This window comes from Methanohalobium sp. (assembly GCF_018609725.1).
Classification (GTDB): Archaea; Halobacteriota; Methanosarcinia; order Methanosarcinales; family Methanosarcinaceae; genus Methanohalobium.
This window is the reverse complement of sequence record NZ_JAHENT010000116.1, coordinates 1-11,256: the sequence shown is the minus strand read 5'-3', so window position 1 is coordinate 11,256 and position 11,256 is coordinate 1. Positions and strand designations below refer to the sequence as shown.

Here is an 11,256-nt window from a genome sequence, read left to right as displayed (position 1 = left end):
GTGTCCGGTTGGGTGCTTGCTTTTTTAATATCTACATAATAATTGCTTTTTTTACCAGATGAGAGAATAAATTCACCAATCTGAATTGCTCCACAATCTTTGAGTGCTTTAATTAGGTCTTTATTATTGCTCATATTACCTGACCTTCTCTTTATTCTATATCACCAGGGTTCTTTTTTTACACCTATCAGATATCCTATTACATTTGTTACTATATGAAGTAGCGGAGTAAGTATCAGTACAATAAGAATTATTTTGTATGTAAAATTTGAGATAAACCAGACAGGAGATGCCAGATATACCAGTAACCATGCGCCAAGTACAAAATCAAGCTGGTCTATGACAGGGAGCGGAGCACCTCTTTTAAGCTTTAGTCTTCGTTTTAAAAAGCTCATGAACAGGTCACCCAATAGTGAACCAAATGAAAGTGAGAATATTACCAAGATTGAGCCCATAAAAGATTTTCCAAACTTGGGCAGTTGTATATCAAATGGGGAGTATCCTCCTGAAACCAGTATCATTTGTGTTATTCCTATAAACAGTCCAATAACAGTACCTGCAAATAGACCTCTGAAGGTTTTACCATCACCAAAAACTCTTTCCCCGTCTTTAAGAGAGACTTTAAAATCAAGTGGTTTCCCACCGCCGAATAAACTTGCAGCTGGGCTTGGTATATAGGCGGGCAGCATTAACCATACAGCAGTAATTATTAAATCAATCGTATTATCAACTCAAATCGTTTTATTTGTTGTAGTAATTACTTTTTTGACCAAAACTTTATTTTACGTATATGTATAGTTCCATCAACATCAGGTAAATGTAAACTTTTATTTTTATAATTAACTAAAAGCAAGTAAACAGGGTACATATATTCATGACCGAAATTAAACAGATATTAACAAAAAGCAATGTCATGCTTGTAGCATTGCTTGTTTTTGTATTGCTTGCGGCCTTGATAACCGTTGGTATGTTGACACCGCTTCTGGTGGACTTTTTAACAGGAAACAGTATGAATCTGGATGCCTATTATTTTAACATAAGGGCTGCTCTACCTACTGGAGTGCTTATAATTCTGCTTTCAATTTATCTGTTACTTGGAAAACTGAGCGAGAAAAAATTATTTGTCACTGTATCTGGTGTAGTAGTTTTATCCGCTGTTTTTGCGTTCATGTCACCATTTAACAGTTTGCCTGTAGATTTTATAATCCCAGTCTCAGTTCTTGCGATTATTGCTATCTTTTATAACATATTATACTCTGTTACAGGATGGAAATATAATCCATATAAAAACACCCGAAGTATCAGCGCACATATTATTCATCTGGGTCTTGTTCTGATTATGCTGGGGGTGGTTTTAAGCACTGGTTTGACCGCCGAGGATTCCACAGTAGTATCAACCGAATCCAGAGGTTTTTTTGAAGGGCAGGATTACAGTGTGAGTGTTACAAAAATATCCACACAATTTGAAGGAGAACCGTTCAAATCACATCCGGGTTCAGCCTATGTAACTGATATATCATTTGATGTTTATAAAAACGGGGATTATTTTGATAGCGGAAATGTAAAATCTATCAGGGATTTAAAATGGGACCAATCCTACACCACTACCTATATACATCGAAATTTGCTGGAAGAGTATTTTATTGCTCCCAAAGGTGTGGATATGGAGACTGGTAAAGTAAACCTCTATTCAAGAACAGTACCTTTCATAACTTTTGTATGGGGTGGATTATGTTTGATGGCATTTGGTATTTTATCACTTTTGGTAATAGGTCATCTGAAGAATAAAGAAAAAATTAACAAATCCGAGTAATGGACAAATCTGGATGTTTTAAATTATGAATATAGGAATGATATTAATCTGGGTAGCATTTACACTTTGTCTTGGAGCAGGACTCACATCACTTCTACATTATTTTAAAGGTTCGGGTTATTTGAAGACCCTGTCCCGTAGACTTGAGGTTGGTGCTACGGGTGCGGTTACAATTGCAGTATTCCTGCTCAGCTACTACCTTTTCCATGTTCAAACCGCCTACAGTTATGTTTATCAGCACTCGAGTGCAGACCTTACCTGGTATTACCGATTATCTGCCCTATGGGCAGGTCAGGAAGGGTCTTTCCTTCTGTGGGGATGGTTTATACTGGTAATACTATTGGTTTTAAAATATACAATGTACAAGAGGCAATTTTCAGGTACCAGACTGTATGAGCTTACAGTAACCATTTCACTTTTTATAGCATCGGTTTTTTTACTGCTTCTTGTTCTCAAAAACCCGTTTTCGATGTATCATGCCGTGCCTTCAGGAACAATAGAACTTACAAACTGGAATCCATTTGTTACAGCATTCCAGGCTCCCTACGGACAGGGTATGAACCCTCTTCTTCGCAACCCCTGGATGGCGATACATCCTCCTGTTCTGTTTATTGGTTACGCAGCAATTACTATTCCTTTTGCTTCGGCGTTTGCCGGTCTCATACTGGATGATAATCGATGGACAGAAATAGCCACCCACTGGATGAGGTTTTCATGGCTGTTTTTAACACTTGGAATTGGACTCGGAGGATTCTGGGCTTATGAAGTTCTGGGATGGGGTGCATGGTACTGGTCATGGGACCCTGTGGAAACTTCATCTCTTATACCCTGGATAACTTCGACTGCCTATCTGCACACCCAGATTCACAGTAGTAATAAAATCAGAAACTTCGCTCCTGCACTGGCTATTTTTTCGTTTGTGCTGGTGGTATTTGCAACTTTTGTTACAAGAAGCGGTATATGGGCTTCGGTACATTCATGGCAGGATTTCACTCCTACAAGCTTTATAGTTGCTATCTTCTTGATCAGTTTGCTTGGATCGAGTGTTGTTATGCTGGTTAACAAGTATATGGAATAATAAATTAAAACAGAATAAGGAAATGGCATTTTCCTTTTATTCATCCATATAGAGAGCAAAAAGGCATGCGTTCTCACGCATTTCCATAAATCCCTGTGTTTCAGAAATACCTGCTTTTTCCAGCAGTACTTTTTTCCATGATTCAGGTGGTGTGACCACATTTCCTGCATACGCTTTTGATGCAATCTGGGCGTAATTTAGTGGTTTGCCTCCGATTTTTATACGTTTGGCAACTTCCTGACGGTATGTCTGGTGCATCATGCATCCGCTATGGGCTGCAGATGGCTGGATTGTATGGTTATAATGGTCTTTAGCCTCATCATGCACCGAATTCATTGTTCCAAGACGTTTAATATATTCGCTGATAGCTTTGGAGAACGGGCATTCTTCAGTTACAAATCCGTATTTGCTGATTTGTTTTATGTTTTCAAATGATGAGAATACGGATTCCCCTGCAACCACAGCATTCGCAAAGTCTTCCCATGTATCATATTCTTCTTCAGGGACAGACATAGCAAGGGATTCTGCCTGGCTCACCATATAATTTGTAAAACCCTCTACTCCCTGTTTATCGGCAATGTCTTCAAAAAACAGGAACACTGAAACATCTACAAATGGATTGGATTCTATATCTTCAGACATTAATATCACCTTTTATTTAATCTTCTTCATCTCCTGCACTTTTTCCTTTAACAATCAATGCAAACACACATGATGCACTGCGAAGTATACTTTTAATATGTCTTTCATCAACATTGATTCTATCCAGATTTTCTTTCACCATTTTGACATCACCAAGACGTCCCTTGTTTGCAAGGTGCAGACATTCCAAACCTTGTTTGGATACTGTGATATTGTTTGCAGCAACCTCTCTGAATTTCTGATGAGTTATGCAGTAATTGGAAACTGCCGAATCTCTGATACGAGAGTTGTAATTTTCAGCCACATCATTATCTGAATCGTGTATTGGTCCAATTTTTTTAATAAATCTGGACATTGTGGGTGCTACAGGACAGGTTTTTAATGCGTATACATATCCAATCACATCTCCATCCTTGTCTGTAATCGCCAAATCTGTCAGAACATTAACAGCACCTTCAACTGTAAGAGATGTTCTTCCTTCTTTCATCGCAACGTTGAAAGCTGGCCATCCGACATATGCTTCTTTTCCCATTCTTTCTGCATAACTTTCACCTACACGTAACCAGTATTCAACAACACCTTCAGTCCCTGATTTGCTGACCATATCGTCAACAAGGGAATAGAGAGCTATATCCATCATTACTTTAAATTCCTCCGTAGATTATTCATTTACCTTTTATAAAATTTCTCTTAAACTATATTAATTTATATATAATTTATTGTTTTTTTTATTTTTTACCATTACATCTTCATGTTGGTGTCGAATATCTTTGATTTTGGTCCATTTGAGTTCAGGGTTGTCTGGATACATATCTTCTGTTGTGTTATTGTCCTCTTCAATTATTGATACCGCTTCCTCTACAGACTCAACAGGTACATCATCGACCTCTTCTGAAACAATAGAATACTTCAAATAAAGGCAAACATCCTGTGTTTTTACAAGTTTTACAACATCATCTGGATATGTCTCATCCTGAATATCATGTCCGTAGTGGCTTTTTGAACTCCATTTTATAATTTCAATATCCCCGTTAGGTTCTTGACTGTATCCAACTTCTGAATAGTTATCATCTTTTTCCAGTTCAGAGAGGTCATCCTCTTTTTTGATATTATGATTGTGATTTGTAATGTTGCCGATAAAACGTTCCAGTTCATCAAGGAATGAGTTATCTTTGTTTATATCATCTGTATTTTTTTTGTGTATAAACTTGGTCCAGATATTTGACATTAAATTTCTACCCTGAACAGTTTTGCTAATATGTGTTATACAAAAATCATGTCATCATATTATCAACAGTTTTAATCAATTTGTCCAGTGATTCAGGTTTAATAAGGAAAAATACATCTCCGTAGAGGGTACTTAATCCGCTCTCATGACCGATTGACTGTATCATAAACATGGTCTCCAGATTCGGCATGTTTTCAATATCATGCCCCATTGCTCTGGATGCGGTATCAAGAATATCTTCCATAGAACCAGTAACAGTCTGTGGTACAGAATGCAGACCATTAACCTGTAAAAAACTGGATATCGAGGTCAAATATGAACCCGTTAGGATATTACTTATCTCGTTCAATGCTGATTCATTCATCTCCGGGTCATATTCATACTCTGTTTCTGAAAGTAACAGATTTGTTAGAACCATTGCATTGCTAATCTCAAACAGATTTAACATAACACCCTGAATATCACCTTTTATAGTATGCATAATACAGGTCATTGTTATTGATTCGGGGAGGTTCTGGATGATTGCTGAAGGATTAAGTTTTTGTATACTGGACAGGTTCAATTGAACCCTCTTACCGGTAAGTTCTGATAGTGAGGTAGTGGCATTTCCCATGCCAATGTTTCCAATTTCCTTCATGGCATCTATTTGAAGATTCGATAATTCATTTATATTCATATTATCAACACTCTCGGACCTGTCCTAATTTTTTATTCACTTGATGTGTTTTTAAACATCATTTGTAATAAATACGCTCTCTGGAGTTGTATGGTTTAAACAAATTCTGAGATTCGCCTACAAGCGTTTCGGTTTTGCCCATTACAAAATACCCGCCTTGGTTCAAGGCATTGTAAAAGTTCATGTACAATTTTTCTTGGAGGTCTTTTTCAAAATAAATGGTGACATTTCTACAAAATATGAGGTCGAAACCGGTCATTTTTTTGCCCGCAATCAAATCATGCCATTTAAAATTTGCAATCTTTTTTAGTTCATCTGATATGAAATACCAGTCATTTTTTTTTTCAAAGTATTTATCAATTATTTTATTATCTACACCTTTAAGTTCTGTTTCGGTGTATTTTCCTTCTTTTGCTCTGGACAAAGCCTCGTTGTCAATATCAGTTCCTATGATATTAATTCGGTATTTTTTGAATTCATTCTTCAATAACTGGTGAAGGATTATGGCTAAAGAATACGCTTCCACACCAATAGAGCATCCTGCACTCCATATACGGATGGATTTATTGGAGGAATTCGATTTGGATTTGATTATTTCCGGTAATACTTCATTTTCCACAATTTGATATGAATCAGGATTTCTGAAAAAATTGGTTACATTGACAGTAAGGGTTTTCATAAGGTCTTTATATTCATCAGGGTTGTCTTTTAGTACCTTAATGTACTCAGAATAATCCTGAGAGTTGGTTGCCCTCATCCTTACAGCAATTCTTCGTTTAAAATGGGTATCTTTATACTGGTCACAATGAAACCCAAGATTTTTGTTTATAAGGCTCTTTAATGAAGAATAATTTTCATCTTCAACTTCAGTTTCGTTCATAGCTAAATCCTTCTTTGGTTTTAATTGTTAATATCAAGCATTATCATGTCATCTTTTTCATAACAGCAGCCATTATGACGTCTGAAGCTTCTGGTTCAAAGAGCATGTTAAAATGTTTTTTAGAATTCGTGGTGGGAATAGTACATTCGCCCCTGATAATTATAAAATCATCAGCAAGGCTTTGTAACTGTTCTTTTACAGATGAACCCACACCATCCATATTAATTACTATCTCGGGTTTACTTACTTCCAGATTAGTACCCAGGAATTCGTTAACTGAACTCATATAGGTACTACACATGCGAAGCCCCATTTCTTTCAGTTTAATGGTTTCTTTGTTTGTGATTTTGTTTGTTTTCCCTACTGGTTTTTTAAGAAGCAGGTCGGAAAAAGAAAATGCTGAATATCTTGGAAGTAATATCACTGTTCCACCTGTGACATCACCGGTAATTTTTAAATGGATACCAACTACACTTTTTTGGCTACCTTCTGAAGCCTCTTTAACAACCTGGTCGAGTGATACCATTTCTACAGTGGGAATATTGATTTTCACTTCACGTGAAACCATTTTTGAAAGAGCAGTAGCAAGGTTTCCCATTCCAATATTCCCTGCTTCCTGTAAAGCACTCTTTGTCATTTCGTCGATTTCTTCCATATTTAAACCTCATTAATGTTTCAGATAAGTGTTGATATATCAAGTATAAGAGCCACGTTTCCATTACCAAGGATAGTAGCACCGGCAAACCCTTTGGTATTCTTGAGCAGTTTATTGTCCAGTGTTTTTATCATGACTTCCTGTTTTCCTATCAGGTCATCAACAATAAGCCCGACTTTCTTGCCCATTCTTTCTACAATAACTACAATAAGTTCATCATTATCCTGTTGCTGGTTGTTTTTAGAAGTGTTCAGTACATCATGTAACCGCACAATAGGCAGTACTTCCCCTCTCAACAGGATGGCTTCCTCGCCTTTTATGGTCTTGATATCGCTTTCTTTGATACTGACATTCCTGACAACGTTTGTAAGTGGTATTACATAGGTTTCATCTGACACTTTTGCCAGAATGGACTGTATAATTGCAATTGTAAGTGGGAGCTGGAGCTGGATTTTTGTTCCTTCAACTTCAACGGATTCGGTTTTGACACTGCCCCCAAGTTCTTCAATTTTGGCTTTGACTGCATCCATTCCTACACCGCGTCCAGAAACATCTGTGACTTTTTCCGCTCCGCTGAATCCGGGTGTAAAAATAAGGTTCATTGCCTCTTCATTAGACATTCTGTCAACTTCGGATTGGCTCATTAATCCTTTTTTCACAGCAGTTTCTCTAAGTTTATCAGGGTTCATCCCTTTTCCGTCATCTTCGACTTCTATCAGGATGCTGTTCCTTTGCCTTGATGCTGAAAGTCGGATGTGACCGGTTTCACTTTTTCCTGTTTCTCTTCGTTTTTCCGGCTCCTCTATACCATGGTCAACTGAATTTCTTAAAAGATGCACCAGAGGGTCTCCGATTTCATCGAGTATTGTCCGGTCAAGTTCAATATCTTTACCTTCAATATTAAGGTCGATTTTTTTACCTTCAGATTTTGAAAGGTCTCTGACCATTCTGGGGAATCTGCTGAATATATGGTCCATCGGGACCATTCTGGATTCCATTACTTCTGTCTGGATATCATTTGTAAGCCTGTCAAGGTCAGCCAGTGTATCGTCAAGGTCTTTAATATCGTAATCAGATGTCAACTGGTTAATCCGGATTTTGTTAATAATAAGTTCCCCAACAAGGTTCATCATATTGTCAAGTCTATCAATATCTATACGTACACTCTGAACGTTTTTCATCTCGCTTGAGCGTTTGCTTGTGTCTTGTCCGGATTGTGTCTGTTCCTGTGTATTGCTGGATTGAGTTTCGGTTTTTGGCTCGTTTTTATTATCTGTTTCACAGGACGGTTCAGATGGTTCTTTATTTTCTAGACTTATTACTGAAAGTGTGACATTTTGTATTTCTGAGATTTTTTGTACTTCTTCTTTTATAGTGTCCTGATTATTTTCGGTAGAGAAAACAACATTAAATTCAGTTTCAAAATTCTCTTCATCCAAATCATCCATTGAAGGAATAGTTTTTATGATAGTTCCATATTCAGAGATTTTTTTGAGTACAAGTGATGACCGTGCAGATTTTAACATGCATGAATCATCAAGTGTAATTTTTGCACCTATTACACTGAGACCGTTTTGATTTGCATCCTGAATCTGTTGTATCTCTTCATCTGAAAAATCAATATTTAACTCAAAACCAGTCTTGATAGTAGTTTCTTCGTCTTCGGTTTCTTTTTCTACCTGTTCAGATTCGTTTTGGGTTTCCTGACCTGACCCACCGTTTTCTATTATACTATTAAGGTTATTCTTTAAGTGAGAGATATCAACATCATCTTCACTGTCAATGGTTTCTACCAGTGATTCGATGGTGTCCAGACATTCAAAAAGGATATCTATTATAGAATCATCCAGTTTTATTTGTTTGTTGCGTATGCCATCCATTAGATTTTCCATTTCATGGGTCAATTCCGCAATGGAACTGAACCCCATTGTAGATGCCATACCTTTAAGGGTATGAGCGGAACGAAACATTATATTAATTTGTTCCAGGTCTTCATGATATTGTTCCAGTTTCAACAGCGAATCATTCAACTGTTGAAGATGTTCATCGGATTCTGCCTGAAAAACCTGTTTATATTCAGACATTTCCATATTTTATAACTCCTGTAAATTTGTAACACGTTTTTATTATATACATATCCAAAACCCCACAATTTTATGCAATCATATCCACAACCTTTTTTGCTATATTGTCTATAGATGCTACAGAATCAGCCAGTCCTCTGTTTACAATTGCTTTTGGCATTCCGTAGATTATGCAGGAGGATTCAGCTTCTGCAATACATTGGGCACCTTTTTTATTTAGTTCAGCAACACCCTCTGAACCATCACTACCCATACCGGTTAATATCACAGACAAGACACCTGAACCATAAACAGGCTTTAGCGACCTTAGCGATACATTAACAGAAGGTCTTACACCATGTTCTCTGGGTTTTTGGTTAAGTGAAATGACTTCTTTTGAAATACCTTTAATATTCTTCTTTGTAACTTCCATGTGATAATCTCCGGGGGCTAAATACACAATCCCTTTTTCTATCACATCTCCTTCTTTTGCTTCCTGGACTTCCAGACTTGATTTCTGATTCAGTCTTTTTGCAAAAGAATCTGTGAACCCGGCGGGCATATGCTGAACAACCAGCACAGGAACAGGGAGATTGCCCGGTAGTTTTGGGATTAATTTTTCAAGTGCACGGGGTCCTCCTGTGGAAGAACCGATAGCAACTACTTTTTTTGATGCAGTTTTTTCAGGTTTTGATTTCAGTTTGACTTTTAGGTCGTCTTTTTCACTTTTTTCAGTCTCAAGCGTCTTTTTAACATGTTCTTCCATGAAACCAAGGTTTCCCAGATCAACTTTTGTTGCTGATTTAACCTTATGGCGTATTTCCTCTGCCATTGAATCGATATCAAGACTGATTGATCCGGATGGTTTCTGTATAAAATCAACTGCACCATATTCAAATGCAGTAAGTGTAGTTTCTGCTGCTTTTTCATCAACAGCACTTAACATTACAACAGGTGTAGGGCATTCACTCATGATATATCCAAGAGCATGCAGACCGTCGAGAACCGGCATGTGATTATCCAGAGTGATGACATCGGGTTTTAGTTTCTCTGTTTTTTCTATAGCTTCCTGACCGTTTCTGGAAGTTGTTATTACTGTGATTTCTGGGTCATTGTTTAGTATATCTGAAATGACCTTACGCATGAATGCAGAATCATCAACTACCAGTGCTCTAATTGTCATGTTTATACTACTCTGTTTACAACTTCCATTACTTTATCAGCATCAAAGGGTTTTACAATAAAGTCCTGTGCACCTATATCTATAGCTTCTTTAACTACTGATTGCTGACCAATAGATGAGCACATAATTACTTTTGCTTCAGAATCCATATCCATTATCTTTTTGAGAGCTTCAGTACCTTCCATTGTTGGCATAACTACATCCATAAACACAAGGTCGGGTTTCAACTCTGGATATTTCTCAACTGATTCTGTACCATCAGATGCTTCAGCAACAACTTCATGACCATTTTTTGTCAGGATATCCTTTATAACCATGCGCATAAATGCGGCATCATCTACAATCATTACTTTAGCCATATATGATCCACCTTCTTTAACTTTTGTTAATTTAATTAAAATAATAATTAATGTTTATTCCTGTTGTTCACTCAATTGTGAAATCTGGTTGACCTGCTCTTCAGTCAGTATTTTTTCAAGGTCGAGCAGAATAAGCAGACGGTTTTCCAGTTTACCGACGCCTTTCAGGTAATCGGCATTGATTTTGGAAGCGATAATATCAGGAGCTGGTTCTATATTGGATTCCTGAATACTTAAGATTTCACTAACAGAATCCACGACCATACCGACAACACTTCCACCGACTTCCACCACGATAATCCTTGAATGCTCATCGGTTTCCCTGGAATCCAGTCCGAGACACTTGTCCAGACTTACAACAACAATAATCTTTCCGCGTATATTGATAACACCTTTAACAAAATCAGGCGCCTGAGGTATACGTGTAACTTCCTGCGTCCTAATAATTTCCTGAACCTGCATTATGTCTACACCAAATTCCTCGTCACCAAGATTGAAAGCAACAAGCTGCAGGTTCTTATCCACTGTACCAGCACCCTTTTCCTGTTCGTATTCCATCCGTTTTCACCTCAAAAATTAAAAAAGGAGGTAGGTTAGTTGACCTCCTCGCTGTTTTCAGAATTCTGGATCTGTGAAGAATCTAGTTTGAAAAATTCCACTGATTTTTTAAGGTTGTCTG

General features: G+C 37.3%; 13 protein-coding genes and 1 pseudogene. 2 read left to right on the top strand and 12 right to left on the bottom strand.

All coding sequences use genetic code 11. The features are described from left to right. Together QZ276_RS07860 and QZ276_RS07855 are read right to left on the bottom strand one after the other, a co-directional pair. Positions 1–134 (bottom strand): annotated as a pseudogene (locus tag QZ276_RS07860) (orotate phosphoribosyltransferase); the annotation flags it as partial. A 27-nt stretch (positions 135–161) separates the two neighbouring features. Continuing rightward, entirely contained in the window at positions 162–710 is a 549-nt protein-coding gene (locus QZ276_RS07855; RefSeq protein ID WP_292486888.1) for a CDP-2,3-bis-(O-geranylgeranyl)-sn-glycerol synthase, read from the bottom strand. A 164-nt stretch (positions 711–874) separates the two neighbouring features. Here QZ276_RS07855 and QZ276_RS07850 point away from each other — a divergent pair, with 164 nt between their 5' ends. Continuing rightward, complete coding sequence (locus tag QZ276_RS07850; protein WP_292486887.1) at positions 875–1,813, top strand: cytochrome c-type biogenesis CcmF C-terminal domain-containing protein; 939 nt, start codon at positions 875–877, stop codon at positions 1,811–1,813. Between the two features lie 25 nt (positions 1,814–1,838). Next, complete coding sequence (gene ccsA, locus QZ276_RS07845; protein WP_292486886.1) at positions 1,839–2,891, top strand: cytochrome c biogenesis protein CcsA; 1,053 nt, start codon at positions 1,839–1,841, stop codon at positions 2,889–2,891. Between the two features lie 36 nt (positions 2,892–2,927). Here the strand turns inward: ccsA and QZ276_RS07840 are convergent, their stop codons facing one another. The 10 genes from QZ276_RS07840 to QZ276_RS07795 form a co-directional block, all read right to left on the bottom strand. Continuing rightward, positions 2,928–3,533, bottom strand: coding sequence for a hypothetical protein (locus QZ276_RS07840; RefSeq protein ID WP_292486885.1), 606 nt, complete (start codon positions 3,531–3,533; stop codon positions 2,928–2,930). Positions 3,534–3,549: 16 nt separating this feature from the next. Next, positions 3,550–4,173: a hypothetical protein gene (locus QZ276_RS07835; protein ID WP_013194338.1), complete on the bottom strand. Its 624-nt coding sequence runs from the start codon at positions 4,171–4,173 to the stop codon at positions 3,550–3,552. 60 nt (positions 4,174–4,233) lie between these two features. After that, entirely contained in the window at positions 4,234–4,761 is a 528-nt protein-coding gene (locus QZ276_RS07830) for a hypothetical protein (protein ID WP_292486883.1), read from the bottom strand. 46 nt (positions 4,762–4,807) lie between these two features. Next, the gene (locus QZ276_RS07825) at positions 4,808–5,437 is read right to left on the bottom strand and encodes a chemotaxis protein CheC (RefSeq protein ID WP_292486881.1); all 630 of its coding nucleotides are present in this window, start codon (positions 5,435–5,437) and stop codon (positions 4,808–4,810) included. A 58-nt stretch (positions 5,438–5,495) separates the two neighbouring features. Continuing rightward, entirely contained in the window at positions 5,496–6,317 is an 822-nt protein-coding gene (locus tag QZ276_RS07820; RefSeq protein WP_292486879.1) for a protein-glutamate O-methyltransferase CheR, read from the bottom strand. 43 nt (positions 6,318–6,360) lie between these two features. Continuing rightward, the gene (locus QZ276_RS07815) at positions 6,361–6,972 is read right to left on the bottom strand and encodes a chemotaxis protein CheC (protein WP_292486877.1); all 612 of its coding nucleotides are present in this window, start codon (positions 6,970–6,972) and stop codon (positions 6,361–6,363) included. A gap of 20 nt (positions 6,973–6,992) precedes the next feature. Continuing rightward, on the bottom strand, positions 6,993–9,062 hold the full coding sequence (locus QZ276_RS07810) for a chemotaxis protein CheA (protein ID WP_292486875.1): 2,070 nt from the start codon (positions 9,060–9,062) through the stop codon (positions 6,993–6,995). 64 nt (positions 9,063–9,126) lie between these two features. Beyond that, positions 9,127–10,218, bottom strand: coding sequence for a chemotaxis response regulator protein-glutamate methylesterase (locus QZ276_RS07805; RefSeq protein ID WP_292486874.1), 1,092 nt, complete (start codon positions 10,216–10,218; stop codon positions 9,127–9,129). 2 nt (positions 10,219–10,220) lie between these two features. Further along, a complete protein-coding gene (locus tag QZ276_RS07800; RefSeq protein WP_292486872.1) occupies positions 10,221–10,577 on the bottom strand; it encodes a response regulator in 357 nt (118 codons plus the stop codon). Between the two features lie 54 nt (positions 10,578–10,631). Next, positions 10,632–11,135 (bottom strand): chemotaxis protein CheW, encoded by a 504-nt coding sequence (locus tag QZ276_RS07795; protein WP_292486871.1) that lies wholly within the window; start codon positions 11,133–11,135, stop codon positions 10,632–10,634. Between the last annotated feature and the right edge of the window lie 121 nt (positions 11,136–11,256).

What these genes read in the sequence shown, in the direction of transcription:
- QZ276_RS07850 (WP_292486887.1), top strand. Translation starts at nt 875, where the DNA reads ATGACCGAAATTAAACAGATATTAACAAAAAGCAATGTCATGCTTGTA.
- ccsA (WP_292486886.1), top strand. Translation starts at nt 1,839, where the DNA reads ATGAATATAGGAATGATATTAATCTGGGTAGCATTTACACTTTGTCTT.
- QZ276_RS07840 (WP_292486885.1), bottom strand. Translation starts at nt 3,533, where the DNA reads ATGTCTGAAGATATAGAATCCAATCCATTTGTAGATGTTTCAGTGTTC.
- QZ276_RS07835 (WP_013194338.1), bottom strand. Translation starts at nt 4,173, where the DNA reads ATGATGGATATAGCTCTCTATTCCCTTGTTGACGATATGGTCAGCAAA.
- QZ276_RS07830 (WP_292486883.1), bottom strand. Translation starts at nt 4,761, where the DNA reads ATGTCAAATATCTGGACCAAGTTTATACACAAAAAAAATACAGATGAT.
- QZ276_RS07825 (WP_292486881.1), bottom strand. Translation starts at nt 5,437, where the DNA reads ATGAATATAAATGAATTATCGAATCTTCAAATAGATGCCATGAAGGAA.
- QZ276_RS07820 (WP_292486879.1), bottom strand. Translation starts at nt 6,317, where the DNA reads ATGAACGAAACTGAAGTTGAAGATGAAAATTATTCTTCATTAAAGAGC.
- QZ276_RS07815 (WP_292486877.1), bottom strand. Translation starts at nt 6,972, where the DNA reads ATGGAAGAAATCGACGAAATGACAAAGAGTGCTTTACAGGAAGCAGGG.
- QZ276_RS07810 (WP_292486875.1), bottom strand. Translation starts at nt 9,062, where the DNA reads ATGGAAATGTCTGAATATAAACAGGTTTTTCAGGCAGAATCCGATGAA.
- QZ276_RS07805 (WP_292486874.1), bottom strand. Translation starts at nt 10,218, where the DNA reads ATGACAATTAGAGCACTGGTAGTTGATGATTCTGCATTCATGCGTAAG.
- QZ276_RS07800 (WP_292486872.1), bottom strand. Translation starts at nt 10,577, where the DNA reads ATGGCTAAAGTAATGATTGTAGATGATGCCGCATTTATGCGCATGGTT.
- QZ276_RS07795 (WP_292486871.1), bottom strand. Translation starts at nt 11,135, where the DNA reads ATGGAATACGAACAGGAAAAGGGTGCTGGTACAGTGGATAAGAACCTG.